This window comes from Mesorhizobium sp. M0140 (genome assembly GCF_040322475.1).
Lineage (GTDB): Bacteria > Pseudomonadota > Alphaproteobacteria > Rhizobiales > Rhizobiaceae > Mesorhizobium.
Genome location: NZ_JAMYTM010000045.1, coordinates 15,917 through 31,983, shown reverse-complemented (window position 1 = coordinate 31,983; position 16,067 = coordinate 15,917). Strand labels below are relative to the sequence as shown.

Below are 16,067 nucleotides of genomic sequence, written 5' to 3'. Positions count from 1 at the left end.
ACGGCCTTTTGGGCGTCGACCACTCTCATGGCCCATTCGGATACCAACCGCTACCTACTTTCGCCACGCAGGATCGTCTCGGCGGCATCGGCCAGCACCTGACAGCCGAGCACCAGGTCGGCATCGTCTGTGTTTTCGGTCCAATGATGGCTGATACCGCCGATGCTTGGCACGAAAAGCATAGCGGCCCTCAGTTTGCGAGCCACGACCTGTGCGTCGTGACTGGCGCCACTTGGCATTCTGACATAGGCACCAGGCGCATGGCGCGCGGCCGCATTCTCTATCGCTGCCTGGAAGGCCGGATCCATCTGCCACGGTTTGCCGGTCTCGGTCCGTTCAATGTCGGCGCGGCAGCCGGTTTTGGTCGCCGTCTCTTCAACCAGCTCCCTTAGCCCCGCATCGAGGCGCTCAAGCACCGGTGTCTCTGAGTCGCGGAACTGGAACAGCATCTCTGCCTTCCCAGGAATTATGTTGGAGCCGCCCGGCTCCAGCGTGATGCGGCCTGTGGTCCAGACGGAATGCGGGCCGGCCACTTTCGGAAAGCGCTCGGCAACGGCCATGGCCAGCATAGCTGCAGCGACGCCAGCATCCTTTCGGATAGCCATGCGCGTCGTACCGGCGTGGTTCTGAATGCCGTGGAAGACGATAGAGTACTGCCAGATCCCTACGACACTCGTAACAACACCGATCCGCTTGCGCGAGGTTTCCAGCGCGTCGCCCTGTTCTATGTGTGCTTCCAGATAGCCGACGTAGCGTCCAGGTTCCACCAGGGATCGGGAAACGCCGGCTAGGCCAGCCCCAAAGAGCGCTTCCCTCAGTGGCAGCCCGTGATCTACGTTCACCGCGCGGTCGATCTCCGCCTCTTCGATGTCACCGACGAATGAACGACTTCCGAGCAATGAGACGTAGTGGCCCTCTTCATCCGCCCACCCGACCGGTGCGATGGGAAGGCCGGCACAGTCCGGCGCTTCCGCAAAGGTCCTGGCAATTTCGAGGCCGTAGATCACACCAAGCGCCCCGTCAAGCCATCCGGCGTATTTCTGGGACTCTGCGTGCGACCCGATCAACAGCGACCGCCGCTCCGAGCGCGGCATGCCGAACACATTGCCGACCCCGTCAATATGCGCCTGAAGCCCCACGGCTTCGTATTGCTGCGCAAGCCAGCGGCGACTGTCCATGTCCTCTTTCGAATAGGTCGGGCGATGGACACCCGTCCTGTAGGCGCCAAATTGCGCGACACGTCTGAGATCTGCAAGCATTCGCTTTTCGTTAATCTTTGGCATCTGCTGAACTCCCTCCTGGGAGCAGGCACGGACGCAGCCTCGTGCTGCAGCCCGTGATGATGAGTATGTCGACCTCTCGGCCGACCAGATAACTTTCGAAGAGTGCGCCCCAAAAGGCTGAAGCCCTGGGTTTCAGCAGCAGCGGCCCTCGAGCTGCCTGCCCAAACTCGGGTCCAGCTCGACTTTTATCGATCCTGCGTCCGGCGTCGCATTTGGTGAGGTGGAGCATCTTCTGGCGCCCGGACTATCGATCTGTCCCAGCACATAGACGGACGGGGCAATCCGGATTAGGCACGCGCTTCACCGCGCTCAGGAAGTTGCAACAAGCCAAGCTCGTACAATAGCGCAGCACCTGTGCGAATCCCGCTGTAGAAGCAGTTGAGTGTTAGATTCTCATTCGGCGCGTGGTTTGCCTCGTCATGGTTCGCGTAAGGCGTGACGAAGGCAGGAATGCCAAGGATCTTGGTGAAGACATAGCCTGGCAGACTGCCAAAGCCAGCCGGGACCAGCAAAGGCTGCTCCCCCTGCGCGGCGAGGAAAGCACGGCGCAGCGGCGCGGTGAAAACGGAATCAATTGGCGTTTTCGAGGGGTACATGCCTCCTAGCGCAACGAGCTCCACATCGGACGCGTGTTTTTCCACATGGGCAGCTATCTTGCGAAAGATGTCCTTAGGGTCCTGCGTTTCCACGAGCCCTATGTCGCATTTCACGAAAGCTTGGCTGGGCAGGACGGTCTTGCCGCCGGGGCCGCCATAACCGCCATGGAAGCCATTAATGGTCAGTGTCGGGCGGAAGCAGAGACGCTCGTAGAAAGGTCTCTCCTCCGGCGCGTCAAGTCGCGCAAGATCGAGACTCTGCATTAGTGTCTCGATATCGAGTGGCAAGCGCTCGACCGCTGCCAATTCTTCCGGTGAAGGTGACTCGATATCATCGTGGAAGCCATCAATAGTGATTACTCCGTCGGCATTCTTCATTGTGCCGAGCAGGTGCACCAGCGTCCAGATCGGATTGGGCACGACGCCACCGAAGTTGCCGGAATGCACATCGCGGTTAGCGTGGCGACAACGTAGCTCGAAAGACACCTCGCCACGCGAACCGAATTTGATCACAGGCACACCGCTTGCATGACGCGGGCCATCGGCAGTGACGGCAAGATCAGCTTTTAGGGTATCCTTGTTGGCATGCACGAAATCGGCAATGTGCGGGCTGCCAATCTCCTCTTCGCCTTCCAACAGCAAGATGACATTGCACGGCAACGCGCCATGCGTCTTCAAGTGCGACTCAATAGCCATGATCTGTGCGAAATGCTGGCCCTTGTTATCGCCGGCACCACGGGCAAAGAGCCGACCATCGCGTAGTGTGGGTTCAAACGGTGGTGATAGCCATTTGTCGATCGGGTCAGCCGGCTGCACGTCGTAATGACCGTAGAGTAATACTGTGGCCTTGCCCGGGGCCTTTTGCCATCGCGCCACAACTATGGGATGCCCCGCCGTCGGTACCAGGGTGGTTTCAAGCCCCATATCCGTCAGCATGTCAGCCAGAAGGGCACCCACTTCACCAATGCCGATGTTCTCGGCACTAATGCTTCTGAGATAACCCATCAGACGTTCAAGAAAACCGGTTCGGTTCCTTTCGATATGCTCGAAAACTGCGTGCAACGGATCAGAAGGAAGCATATTTTTTCCTGATATAACGCGGAAAACCAAAGATACTTGGCACCATTGGTTTACGAGTCTGCTGTTGCAAACGCGCCGTTCTTAAGAATGCTTTGAAAGTCCTCCTCACCGTTATTGCTTAGCTCCTTTTATGCTTCGGATTGACTGCCGGGACGCCTATCATTCGTTGGTCAGATCGCTTATCTCCATGCGTCAGCCTATTCGAAGCTTCGATTCCGGAACATCGCTCGAATTTCAGAATTGGAACACGTGAGGTGATCATCAGCTGTTCCCTGCTCGAACATTTGGTCGCCGGTCGCCCCAAGGTCTGGCCTCTTCCAGATCGCGTGCGACACGGATCAGCGTGGCCTCGTCGCCAAAGCGGCCGACGATTTGAAGACCGATCGGCAGCCCGCTGGCGCTTTGTGCCAAGGGCAACGACACCGAAGGTTGTCCGGTGACGTTGAATACGCCGGTGTACTGACAAATCCCAGTATCCGCTTCCACGTATTCCTCTGCGGAGACAGCCGGGTTTGTCGCCGAATAGATGCCCCCATGCGGCACGGCCACGATTGGCATTGTAGGGGTCAGCAGAATGTCGAAAGCATGGATCGCCTCTCCCACGCAAAAACGCATTCTCCGGAGCACCTCTTGTAAGTCCACTGCTCGGGAAAGAGGCAAATCGCGGCTAAATTCATACCGTTTGAGACTGACGGGCTCCAAGGTGTCCGCAGTGATGGTGCGCCCCATGGCAAGCGCCGCTTCTTCGAGTGAACTCGCGGTCGTAGGGGCGAGATACAATCTGCTGTACTCGGCGGGCTCATATGGCGGGTCGATGTCTGTTATCGTGTGCCCCATCTCCTGCAGGAGCGTTGCCGCCGCCTCGACAGCGTGCAGCACTTCCGGATCGAGGTTCACCGCGCCCCAACTCGTTCTCGCGACCCCAACCCGCAGACGACCGGTGGGCCGTGAGAGCTCCTCCACATAAGGACGGTTCGGCTGGACAATGATAAAGGGATCGCCCGGATGGGGACCGGAAAAGATATCAAGCGCGGCGGCCATATCACGCACCGTCCGACATAATACAAACTCTCGAACGAGGCCGAACCCTGCGTCCTGACGGTCCGGACCGCCGGAAATGCGTCCGCGGGACGGGTTCAGCCCGACAAGGCCGCACCAGGAAGCCGGGATGCGAGTTGACCCGCCGCCGTCGCTGCCATGGGCAATAGGAGTGATGCCTGCCGCCACCGCCGCTGCCGCTCCTCCGGAGGAGCCTCCCGCCGAGCGTTCCAAATCCCATGGATTGCCGGTAATGCCATTGAGAATGGATTCCGTCATTATTGTAGATCCAAGCTCGGGCGTTGTTGTTCTCCCGAGGCACCTGAGCCCTCCGGCCCTGGCGCGACGAAAAAAATAGCTGTCGGTCTGTGGACGAAAGCCCTTGAACAGACGGCTTCCTTTTTCCTGGAGGCGGCCAGCTTCGGTGGCCCCGATATCCTTGCGAAGGAAAGGCACGCCATGGAAGAGCCCTCCTTCCGCGCTGGCAACGGTTTCAGCATCTTCGTAGAATTCAATCACAGCATTGATGCGCCGATTGACCTCCTCGTGTGCCTCGCGGGCTAGCTGGGTTAATTCCAAGGGCCTCACTTCGCCCGCGCGTACGAGAGAGGCCAACGTGGTGGCATCGTACTCCACGTATTCACTCAACCTCATTGCAGCTATCCTTTCACTCTTTGCTAGTCAGCGACAGAGGGTATGGGCACGCACAGCTCGATCTTGAATTGTCAACCAGAGCTCGATCCACAGCGGTCGTTTTGCGAACGGCAGTGCAGTCCAAATCTAGTCTAGACGACACGAACAATCAGTCCCGACGACGCCGGTGGTCAAATATTGTTTTGATTATCTGAAATTCAGAAGACTACATCTGAGAACGCTAGACAGTTGCGGAAGATTGAGCCTTCGGTCTCGACCGCCACCAGAAGACATAGAGAGCCCCGAGCCAAAGAACGGGCAAAAGTATTAACAGCGACGATACGGCGGCGATCGTCGGGTCAATCTCATGGCGCATGTTCTCCCACATTTTTAGTGGCAAAGTACGGATCGAAAACCCGCTCACAATCAACGAGATGACGACCTCATCGAAGGAGCTGATGAACGCGAACAGGGCGCCTCCGATGATGCCCGGCCGGATCAGTGGAAGTGTAACTCGCTTGAATGTCTGCAGAGGTCCAGCCCGCATGCTCATTGCAGCCTGTTCGAGCCGCCGGTCGAAAGTCGCCAGAGTGGCCGAGACAATTACAACAACATAGCAGATGGCTCCAATGCTGTGTGCCAGGACAATGCCCGTCTTTGTGCCAATCAACCCGAGTTTGAGTAACCCCAGATAGGCAGCAATGGCGACGACAATACTTGGCAAGGTGATCGGCGCCAAGAGAATTATGGTCAGAGAGCTACGCAGTTTCGAAGAGGTGCGGCTGAGGCCGTAAGCGGCGAGCGTCCCGACGATCGTCGCCAGGATGGTAACTATGGCGCCGATCTGAACGCTGGTCCATGCGGCACCGGTCCAGGAGGGATCTTGGAAGAAGGCGCGGTACCACCTCAGCGAAGGGGCCGACGGCGGCATCTCCAGATAAGTGCCAGCACTGAACGACATAATGATGACTACGACGCCAGGAAACAGCAAATACGTCATGACGAGGACAATGTACAACGTTTCTACGATCGACCAGCGGGCTTGGGCACCGGGTTGATAGAGTTTCGTCGTCCAGCGCTTAGCTCTATAACGATCAGCACGCTCATCAAAGTAGCGTCTCAGCGGGCCGAATGAGGGTAGCCGACTCTGTCGCGCGCCCCGGGCACGTTGCGCGGTCCGACCTTGCGTTTGTGAAAGATCGAGACCGAAGATAGAGAGCACGACACCTGCGACTGCCAATAAAATAAAGGCTGAGGCCGCCAGGCGCGCGATGTTAAAGGAGGTCCGGACCTGAGACGCTATGAAAGTCGACAGCATAGCGTCTCCTAACCCTCCCAGTGCGGCAGGAGTGATGTAGAATCCGAGGCAGATCACAAATACCAACATAGAGCCGCTGCGCACGCCAGGCATACTTAGAGGGAAGAAAACGCGCGCGAAGGCGGCAAAAGGCCGTGCGCCCATGCTGCGGGCAGCCGCCATCAGCGACCTGTCGATGCCCATCATGACGCTGACCAGAGGCAAGATCATCATGGGCAGCATAATGTGAACCATGCTGATATAGACGGCCATGCGGTTATAGATGAGCGGCAGCGGACTATGTACAAGTCCAAGGCCGATCAACAGATTGTTGATCAAGCCGCGATCGCCAAGAATTACTACCCATGCATAAGTACGCGCTAAGAAACTGGTCAGATAGGGGATGATGACAAGCACAAGGAGCATAATTTGCAGGCGCTTGGGGGCGGTCGAGATCAGATAGGCTGTTGGGTAACCGATGATAAGGCATAGGGCCGTGGCCACTGCGCTCACCTCTACGGTCTGAATGAGTACACGGACATTCGCCGGCTGGCTAAAAAACGCCTGATAGTTGGCGAACGAGAAGTCTGGCGCGTTCACGCTTGCCAGGAACATCCGAACCATCGGTATGCCCATTACGATGAGCAGGATGGCGAACGCTGGTAAAGTAAGTCCGACAGATACCCGGCCGAGTTTTTGAAGCATCTTCATCCGCGTTGTCATCCTAGCCGTTCAGCCCGCGACGAAGCGAACGTCGGACCGCAACCAGTCAAGCCTCACCTCATCGCCTCGTTGGAAGGTATGCTGTCCCGAGGTCACATGCTCGCGCACGATGAGAACGCAGTTCTTCACGCGTACATTATATTTGCGCACCGGGCCGGCATAGATCATATCGTCTACGATGCCAGTGACAAACTGGCGCCGGTCAGCATCGGACCTTTGCGGCGCTGTCGCAGCGGCAATACGAAGACGCTCCGGCCGGATCATTGGGACGGTGCCGGAAGGTTGCGGAGGATCAGATTCGATCTCGACAGATGGGGTTTCCAAGAAATTGGCTTCGCCCAGAAAACTTGCCACGAAGCGCGTGGCCGGTCGGTCATACAAGGCCTCCGGTGTGTTAGTCTGCTCTATCCGCCCAGCGCGCATGACGATGATGCGATCGGACAATGTGAGCGCCTCCTCTTGATCGTGCGTCACGCAGATAGTTGTGATGCCGAACTCCTCGTGGAGCTTTTTTATCTCGCCCTGCATCTGCTCGCGCAGACTGCGGTCCAGGGCGCTGAGCGGCTCGTCGAGCAGGAGGACCGGCGGATCTGCGATCAGGGCGCGGGCAAGCGCCACGCGCTGCTGCTGGCCGCCACTGAGTTGCGCTGGCATCCTGCCACCCAGCTCACTGAGGTGCACGCGCTCAAGTATACGATCGACCCGCGCTAACCTCTCGCCAGCCTTTATGCCTCGCATTTCGAGAGGAAACTCCAGGTTCTTGCGCACAGAAAGATGCGGGAACAGAGCATAGCTTTGGAAAACGATGCCCTGATCGCGCTGATAAGAAGGTACTAAATTAACGGACTTTCCCGCGACTAGTATATCGCCCGCGGTGGGAGCTTCGAACCCGGCAAGCAGCATCAGGGTCGTGGTCTTACCCGAACCGCTCGGACCGAGAACCGTAAGGAACTCGCCGCGGCCGACACTCAGCGCCAAGTCCCTAACGGCGACGACGGACCCGTACATCTTGCTGACATTGCGAAATTCAATCTGCGCGGGAACGACGTTGTTTTCCAAGGTTTTATTCCCACCATACTGGATGCGGCTTCGGACATGAACGTCCACTATGATTACTCCACAACTAAACGAATGTGACCACCAGATGTCGTGCGTCTGATTCAACGGGGCCGGCAGGCTCTACCGAAATGTCAAGCCCGTGCGCTGGCTGGACCGATTTGATCACTTCGGTATGCCGGCCCCCGAGATTTTAGCTTTAGAGAAGGATCCACGCGTTCCAGCGATCGACGAGCCGCTGGGTGTTGGATAGGCCGTCCGAGCCAATCTCGGTATACCACTTATTGTTAAGGAAAATGCCGCTGCCCAAGTTGTCGGGGTGGGTAGAGAGTCGACGCCCCCTCTCCTCCGGAATCAGCTTATATGCATTCAGATTGGGCGGGCCGTAGGCGATGCGCTTAGCGAAATCCGCCTGGCGCTCGGCCCGGGTGGCGAATTCAATGAATTTCTGCGCACCCGCAATATTTGGGCCGCCCTTGACGACTCCCCAGTAATCACATGCCAATTTGGCCTGATTGCGACTGATCTCAAGGGGAACACCTTCGTCGATCAACACACCCGCCCGGCCGTCATAGCAATGTCCGATATCTACCGCCTTTTCGCGCATCATTTGTTGGATTTCCGAGCCACTCTCCCACCACTTGCGGATATGCGGCTTGATTTTGTCTAAGCTGGCGAAAATGCGATCAATGTCCATTGGGTAGAGGGCGTCGGCGGGCACGCCATCGGCCAGGAGGGCTTCCTCCCAGGGACCTTCAGATCCATACGCACCTGTCTCAAGAGTACGAACGCCGGGAAACTTCTCAACATCCCAGAATTCGGCCCATGAAGTTGGCCGCGGCTTATCGGCGGGAAAATGATCCGTGTTATAAAACATAACCCAAGAATAAACTTGTCCAGAGACGCCGTAGGGCTGTTTACAAAAATCTATTATAGCGTCTAGCTCTTCCTTTCGATAGATAGAATAGTCTATCTTCTCCAGGTACCCTTTCTGTCCCGCTAAGATACTTGTAGCCGGGCTCAAAGCAACAACATCGAGCGTGACATTATTCTGAGTCACCATTAGTTCAAGTGTAACCATGTCGGCGTCTGCGGTAATCGGGATGACTTTAATCCCGGTCTCGGCTTCGAAGGGTTTCGCAATTGCTTCGATGTTCGCCTTTCCGACATCCCCGCCATAGAGTTGGACTCGCAACTCGCCCGGAGACTGCGCCCAACCTTGGCGGCTGACGTATGGCGCCGCAATTGCGATAGTAGAAAACGTCGTCAAGAGTTGTCTGCGATTCATGTTCCGCCTCCTTTTTATTGAGTCATGCACCGTGTGAAGACTATACCACTTTTGGGCTGAGTTTCTTCAAAATGCCGTCTGGAATGCCGGACTTCTGCGCCAACTCCAGGTTTGGGGGCATTTCCCTGCAATGCTCGACGGCAGCGCCAGTTTCGCAGCTATCGGCCAAGCTGACGAAGTAGGCATGCGCCTCAAGCTAAGCACCGTCCCAATGGTGCACTGCTGGTGCATCGAGCGAACCGGTCTGCTTACAAAGTTAACGAAATTGTTCCAAAATCCAAGGAAAGCGTGGACTTTGCGCCTTACTTCGACCGATCGTGGTCGAGTAGCTTAAGCAGTTCGGCTTTCGCCCTCACAGATCCGGGCGGGGCGGATTTCCCGCACCCAGCTTTTTCCCACGATAACCGCGTCATATCCGTGCTTGCGCCCAAGGTTGAGTGATGCACGAATGTCAGGGGCTTCTCCACGAGCGCGCAGGTTCATCATGTCGTCGGCCTCGATTGTTCTTTCGAAAAGGTCGGTGTCAGCATCCGACCTTACCGGCGAACTCTCGCTGACGACCGCAAAGCCGCTCGCGCGCTACGGCGCTGTTGAGCGCGCGCTCTCAAGCGGCTTTGCTACCGCCGAACTACACCTCCTGTGGGAGGCGACCGCTTCGACACTCGGCAAAAGAAAGGCGCCCTGCGGGAGACTAAGCTCTCTGCCGGGCAGGTCCGTATTGGGACGGGCGCAAATCGGCATCCTTGCGGGTTCCAGGTGAGCGCTCTCGTTCCAACCCCAGCTTTTCGGCCAGTGCAGCGTGATGAGGCTCGAAGGCGTCAAAAGCCTTCACATCATGTTCATCCGGGCACTGCCCTTCGAGAGCAGGAGCGGCGTGTACGCACGTCGGGTATGTCGACAGCCGGTTCACTCGATCCCTTGCATTTTGGCTTGAATCGCAAGTGTGTTCGAGGTAGTGCTATGATGTCGTCGCCCCGACTTCTGAAGGGCGCTTTCCCTCAATAAAACCATGTATTTTGTGGCGAACAGGGCTGATCGCTGGGGCTGTTATGCAATATGATCGAATTGATGCTCGTATTCTGGAAATAATGCAAAAAAACAACCGGCTGACATCCGAAGTTGTCGGAGAAATGGCCGGGTTGTCTGCTACTGCCTGTCAACGGCGCTTGAAGAGGTTGCGGGCTGAAGGCATAATTGAGGCTGACGTCTCCATCGTGTCGCCAAAGGCAGTTGGCAGACTAATTCAAATGCTCGTTTTAGTCAGCCTTGAGAGAGAGCGCGCTGATATTATTGACAGATTCAAGAAGGTTATCAAATCGTCAGTCGAAGTCGTCAGTGGCTTCTACGTCACCGGAGACGCCGATTTTGTGCTCTATGTGACCGCGCGCAGTATGGAAGATTACGAGCAGTTCACCCGCCGGTTTTTCTATGAAAACCCCGATATAAAGGGGGTAAAGACGATGGTAATTATGGATCGTGTCAAAGCCGGATTTGCTGTGCCTGTCGAAGAAGGGTCCGATGAAACGGAGGCACATGTCAGAGCACCTAAAAAATAACGCTGCGAAGCTGTCGTTCGCAGACCTTTGTAGATTCCTTCAGTCTTTTGACGAGTCAGTCGATTTGGGCCTAAGCATTTTTCATCGACGACCTCACCCGAGAATACAAGGAGGGCTGATGGCCGTGACTGCCGGGCTCAAAGCGCCTTCTGCAACTCCGGCAGGATGACAAAGAGATCACCGACGAGGCCGTAGTCGGCAACCTGGAAAATCGGCGCCTCCTCGTCCTTGTTGATGGCGACGATGACCTTCGAATCCTTCATGCCGGCGAGATGCTGGATGGCGCCGGAGATGCCGACCGCGATGTAAAGATCGGGGGCAACCACCTTGCCGGTCTGGCCGACCTGCCAGTCGTTCGGCGCATAGCCGGCATCGACCGCGGCGCGGGAGGCGCCGACGGCTGCACCGAGCTTGTCGGTGACCGGCAGGATGACCTCCTGGAACTTCTCCGCCGAACCCAGCGCACGACCACCCGAGATGATGATCTTGGCCGAGGTCAGCTCCGGACGGTCGGTCTCGGAAAGCTTGTTCTCGACGAAGGTGGACAGGCCGGGATTGGCCGCGGCCTTAACGGTCTCGACCGCCGCCGAGCCGCCCTCGGGGGCTGCCTGGAACGAGGCCGTGCGCACCGTGATCACCTTCTTGGCGTCGCTCGACTGCACCGTCTGGATGGCGTTGCCGGCATAGATCGGCCGCTTGAAGGTGTCGGGAGATACGACTTCGATGATCTCGGACACCTGCGCGACATCGAGGAGCGCAGCCACGCGCGGCGCGATATTCTTGCCCGACGATGTCGCCGGCGCGATGATGGTGTCGTAGGCGCCCGCCAGCGACACAATGAGCGCTGCCGTCGGTTCGGCCAAGCGCTCGGCAAGCTCGTCGGCTTCGGCCAGCAGCACCTTGCTCACGCCCTTCAGCTTGGCGGCAGCGTCGGCTGCCGGCTTGGCGCCCTTGCCGGCAACCAGCACATGCACGTCCGAGCCGATCTGCAGCGCCGCCGACAGCGCCTTGGCGGTCTGGTCGGAAAGCGTTGCGTTGTCGTGTTCTGCAATCAGAAGAATAGCCATCGATGATATTCCTGACTTTCGTTTTCGAGACTCCCTGAAATCCGGTCAGGCCGAGTCGAAAACGGTTGGTTTCGAGAACCGGAGCGGAGCGTACTTCAGTACGTCGCCTCGGCAAGCGGAGAAGCCAGCCGTTTGCAGGCCGGCCTCATCGGATTTCCTAGAGCACGCCGGCTTCGTTCTTGAGCTTGTCGACCAGCTCAGCGACGCTCTTGACCTTGACGCCTGCCTTGCGGCCACTCGGCTCCTCGGTCTTGATGACCTTCAGCCGCGGCTTGACGTCGGCGCCGTAGTCGGCCGGGGTCTTCTCGTCGAGCTGCTTCTTCTTGGCCTTCATGATGTTGGGCAGCGAGGCATAGCGCGGCTGGTTGAGGCGAAGGTCCGCAGTCACGATCACCGGCATCTTCAGTTCCACGGTCTGCAGGCCGCCGTCGACCTCGCGCGTCACCTTGGCCTTGTCGCCGTCGAGCACGATCTTGGAAGCGAAGGTGCCCTGCGCCCAGCCCAGCAGTGCCGCCAGCATCTGGCCGGTCTGGTTCGAGTCGTCGTCGATCGCCTGCTTGCCGAGAATGACGAGGCCGGGCTGCTCGGCGTCGACGACGCCCTTCAGCACCTTGGCGACGCCGAGCGGCTCGGTCTGTTCATCGGTCTTGACCAGGATGGCGCGGTCGGCGCCCATGGCGAGTGCGGTACGCAGGGTTTCCTGCGCCTGCTGCGGGCCGATCGAGACGACGATGATTTCTTCCGCCTTGCCGGCTTCCTTCAGCCGGATTGCTTCTTCCACCGCGATTTCGTCGAACGGGTTCATCGCCATCTTGACGTTGGCGAGCTCCACCGCCGAACCGTCAGCCTTCACGCGAACTTTGACGTTCGCATCCACAACCCGCTTCACGGGCACAAGGATCTTCATATCACACCTCCAATAGCAAGCATTGTACTGGCAGCTCTTCAACCCCGGCGCCATTGCATGCAGAGCACCGATGAGCAGCAGACCCCACCAAATCTTTCAGCCCGGGAAGACGACAGTTTTGGTGCCGTTCACAAGTACTCGATCCTCCAAATGGCATCGTACTGCGGAGGCCAGTACACGCCGTTCTATGTCGCGACCTTTGCGCACGAGCGCCTCGGGCGAGTCGGAGTGACTGATCTGTTCGACGTTCTGTGCGATGATTGGGCCCTCATCGAGATCTGCGGTCACATAATGTGCAGTCGCACCGATCATTTTGACTCCGCGCGCATACGCTTGGTGGTACGGCTTCGCGCCCTTGAAGCCTGGCAGGAAACTATGATGAATGTTGATGCAGCGCCCTGATAAGAAGGACGAGAAATCGTCCGACAAGATCTGCATGTAGCGCGCGAGCACAACGAGGTCCGCGCCCGTGTGATCGACAATTCCCTTAATCCTTGCCTCCTGATCGGACTTCGTGTTCCTAGTAATTGGGAGATAATGAAAGGGCGCATCTCCGAGATCGCCAAAGATTTCGCGTGGATGGTTCGAGACAATGCCGACCACGTCCATACTCAGTTCACCTATGCGCGTGCGATAGAGCAGATCGACGAGGCAGTGATCCAACTTAGATGCAAGCAAAAGCACTTTACGTCGTTGATTGCGCGGGCGGATCGCCCAGCTCATCTCGTAGTGACGTGCGACCGCGCCAAAGGTCTCAATCAGGGTTTCAATCTCAGTGCCCAATGGCATCGTAAACACCACTCGCATGAAGAAGCGACCTGTTTCGCTGTCCTCAAACTGCGCCGCCTCCACAATGTTCGCGCGGTAGTTGAAAAGCTCCGCTGTCAGACGAGCCACGATACCGGGTTGATCCGAACACATGAGAGTTAGTACGAAGGCGGAGGTCATCAGCTGGTCTTGCTCCATGACGAGGCCACAGCCCTTCGGCTGACAGACCTAGTGGTGTCGGGTGATTAGCCGTGTAAGACCAACTGGCGTTCAACCGAACTCGCGGTCATTTGCGGTTTGGCTAGCGGGTCTCACCGAGCAGCGTTTTGGCGAGCCACGGCTTTAGCTGCACAGTTGCTGGATATCGGTCGCCGGCAACTTCCAGTTCCCAGCTTCCCTCTTTCAACCATGGTGCGGTCACGCCATCTGTGTTGTGCACGTAGCCCATACCGATAGCGCTTCCAACCGTATGTCCAAATGCTCCAGACTTCAGAAAACCGACCCGCTTGCCGCTGCGCCAGAGAGGCTCCGTGCCGTGCAGGAAGACGTCCGGGGCGTCAGCCCGCACTTGGCACAAGCGCTTTGACAGTGGGCCGCCCCGCTGCCGTTCCAGGGCCGAACGGCCCAAAAAGTCCGTTGGCTTGTCCCATGCAATTGCGAATCCCAAGCCCGCTTCCAAGGGCGTATCCTCGTCTGTGATCTCCAGGCCCCAATCGCGATAGCCGCATTCCATCCTGAGAGAGTCCAAAGCGTGGTAGCCCGCAAGGCGGAGACCGAACGATCCTCCATTCGCCGCCAGCGCCTCGTAGACGGATGCTGCCATGTCCGAATCTACGTGTAGCTCCCAGCCGAGTTCCCCGACGAAGGACATTCGGATCGCAATAGCTATGCCGTCTCCTATTTCGATGGTACGAGCCGATCCGACGGGGAAGCCGTCGTCACTGAAATCGTCTGGGCTCACAGTCTGGAGCAACGGGCGCGATTTGGGACCCATGACGCTAATCGTCGATTGACCAGGCGACACATCCACAACTGAAACGGCGCTAAAGTCTTTGCCGTGCCTTCGCAACCACGCCAGGTCGCGCGTTTTCTGAGCGGCTGTTGTGACGGCCAAAAATGATCGTTCCCCCAGCCGCGTCAGGGTAAGATCAGACTCAAAGCCGCCGGTCTCGTTGAGCCAACCAGTGTACACGGTTCTTCCGACCTGGACGTCAATGTTCGCAGCTGAAACGCGCTGGAGAAGACGAAGCGCATCGCGTCCTTCTATGCGGACATGCTGAAAAGAACTTTGATCGAACAAAGCCACGCTTTCACGCGTCGCCAGGCACTCGGCTCGTTGCGCTGCAAACCACCCTGGCCGTCCAAAAGAATACTCAGCCGTGCTTCCCTCCTGAGCGAACCATTGTGGGCGCTCGAACCCGGCAGCCTGCCCAAAATGTGCCCTCGCCGCGGTCAATTGCGAGTGGAGGGGAGACCTGCGAACCCCACGTGCGCTCTCTGGCTCCAGCAGGGGCCAGTGCACACCGTAGAGCATGCCCATGGCTTCACTGGTTCGCTTCTCAAGGTACCGTCGGTTGCGTTGGAACGGCATTGCCCGGCGAACATCAATATCCCAGAAATCTGCGCCTGGAGCTCCATCGACTATCCAATCGGCCAGCAACTTTCCCGCGCCTCCAGAGGATTCGATGCCACAGGAATTGAACCCAGCAGCAATAAACAGCCCATCTAGTTCTGCCGTTGGACCGAGAAGGAATCGGTTGTCGGGCGTGAAACTCTCTGGCCCATTGAAGAACAGCTGAATGCCAGCCTGACCTAGCACCGGCATCCGATGCATCGCATTTTCAAAATAGGGCATAAAGTGATCGAGGTCGTCCGGTAGCTGGTCAAAGCAGAAGTCAGCCGGTATACCGCCTGCTCCCCAAGGCTTGCCAACGGCCTCGAAGGACCCCACTAGAAGTCTACCGGCGTCTTCCTTAATATAGACGCGCCCATCGAGATCGCGAATAGTTGGCATGTCATGCGAAATTCCAGATATAGCCTCCGTCACGACGTAAAAGTGCTCGGCCGCATGGAGAGGCACCGAGACTCCTACCGAGGCAGCAAGCTCGCGGGTCCACATGCCACAACACAGAACGATATGATCGCAGATCATATTCCCGTGGTCGGTCCGGACCCCCGTCACGCGATCGCCAATGCGGTCGATCCCAGTGACCGTCACCCCCTCCAGGATACGCGCACCGCGCTGGCGCGCACCGGCTGCAAAGGCGCGAGCAGTGTCGATCGGATTTGTTTTACCATCGTTGGCAATCCAAGCAGCGCCGACCATATCCGCTAGGTTGAGTTGCGGAACAATTTTTAAGGCTTCCGCCGGGCTGATAATGTCGACTTCCAGTCCGAAGTTGCTGGCCATCGAAGCCGCATGCTTGAGCTCCTGAAGGCGCTCACGACTCGCAGCCACCGTGAGCGAGCCACACCGCCGAAATCCGGTTTCTTGACCGGTTTCGGCAGCGAGATTGCTAAACAGATCGGCAGTATAGGCGGCGAGCCTTGACGAATTCTCCGTCGAGCGGAGTTGAGTTACGAGGCCTGCCGCGTGCCAAGTGGTCCCGCAGGTAAGTTCTTTTCGTTCCAGTAGAACGACGTCACGCTCGCCTCTTTTCGCAAGATGGTAAGCAACGCTAAGGCCAATGATACCGCCACCTACGACAACAATACGAGCGTGCGAAGGGATATTAGTGTGTAGTATCGTATTCAATGTCGTGCCTGCTGAGTCTA

11 protein-coding genes are annotated in these 16,067 nt (G+C 57.6%); 1 reads left to right on the top strand and 10 read right to left on the bottom strand.

Annotation, left to right across the window (positions count from 1 at the left end; genetic code table 11):
- Positions 1–50 precede the first annotated feature (50 nt).
- From NKJ37_RS29275 to NKJ37_RS29250, 6 genes are all read right to left on the bottom strand, one after another.
- Entirely contained in the window at positions 51–1,283 is a 1,233-nt protein-coding gene (locus NKJ37_RS29275) for a hydantoinase/carbamoylase family amidase (protein WP_352776138.1), read from the bottom strand.
- A 287-nt stretch (positions 1,284–1,570) separates the two neighbouring features.
- Entirely contained in the window at positions 1,571–2,959 is a 1,389-nt protein-coding gene (locus tag NKJ37_RS29270; RefSeq protein WP_352776136.1) for a M20/M25/M40 family metallo-hydrolase, read from the bottom strand.
- Positions 2,960–3,220: 261 nt separating this feature from the next.
- Positions 3,221–4,651, bottom strand: coding sequence for an amidase (locus NKJ37_RS29265; protein WP_352776134.1), 1,431 nt, complete (start codon positions 4,649–4,651; stop codon positions 3,221–3,223).
- 220 nt (positions 4,652–4,871) lie between these two features.
- Positions 4,872–6,638: an ABC transporter permease subunit gene (locus NKJ37_RS29260; RefSeq protein ID WP_352776133.1), complete on the bottom strand. Its 1,767-nt coding sequence runs from the start codon at positions 6,636–6,638 to the stop codon at positions 4,872–4,874.
- 21 nt (positions 6,639–6,659) lie between these two features.
- Positions 6,660–7,658 carry an ABC transporter ATP-binding protein gene (locus NKJ37_RS29255; RefSeq protein ID WP_502902032.1) on the bottom strand — a complete coding sequence of 333 codons (999 nt, stop codon included), beginning with the start codon at positions 7,656–7,658 and terminating at the stop codon, positions 6,660–6,662.
- 247 nt (positions 7,659–7,905) lie between these two features.
- Entirely contained in the window at positions 7,906–8,994 is a 1,089-nt protein-coding gene (locus NKJ37_RS29250) for an ABC transporter substrate-binding protein (protein ID WP_352776129.1), read from the bottom strand.
- Positions 8,995–10,043: 1,049 nt separating this feature from the next.
- On the opposite strand from NKJ37_RS29250, the gene NKJ37_RS29245 reads away from it, so the two are divergent.
- A complete protein-coding gene (locus tag NKJ37_RS29245; protein WP_352776128.1) occupies positions 10,044–10,550 on the top strand; it encodes an Lrp/AsnC family transcriptional regulator in 507 nt (168 codons plus the stop codon).
- A gap of 137 nt (positions 10,551–10,687) precedes the next feature.
- On the opposite strand, the gene NKJ37_RS29240 is transcribed toward NKJ37_RS29245, so the two are convergent.
- The 4 genes from NKJ37_RS29240 to NKJ37_RS29225 all read right to left on the bottom strand — a co-directional run bounded on the left by NKJ37_RS29240 (position 10,688) and on the right by NKJ37_RS29225 (position 16,047).
- Positions 10,688–11,617 carry an electron transfer flavoprotein subunit alpha/FixB family protein gene (locus NKJ37_RS29240; protein ID WP_352776126.1) on the bottom strand — a complete coding sequence of 310 codons (930 nt, stop codon included), beginning with the start codon at positions 11,615–11,617 and terminating at the stop codon, positions 10,688–10,690.
- Between the two features lie 157 nt (positions 11,618–11,774).
- The gene (locus tag NKJ37_RS29235; RefSeq protein WP_027038146.1) at positions 11,775–12,524 is read right to left on the bottom strand and encodes an electron transfer flavoprotein subunit beta/FixA family protein; all 750 of its coding nucleotides are present in this window, start codon (positions 12,522–12,524) and stop codon (positions 11,775–11,777) included.
- A gap of 96 nt (positions 12,525–12,620) precedes the next feature.
- Entirely contained in the window at positions 12,621–13,472 is an 852-nt protein-coding gene (purU, locus tag NKJ37_RS29230) for a formyltetrahydrofolate deformylase (protein WP_352776125.1), read from the bottom strand.
- Positions 13,473–13,593: 121 nt separating this feature from the next.
- Positions 13,594–16,047, bottom strand: a complete 2,454-nt coding sequence (locus NKJ37_RS29225) for a GcvT family protein (protein WP_352776123.1) — start codon at positions 16,045–16,047, stop codon at positions 13,594–13,596.
- Positions 16,048–16,067: the final 20 nt, after the last annotated feature.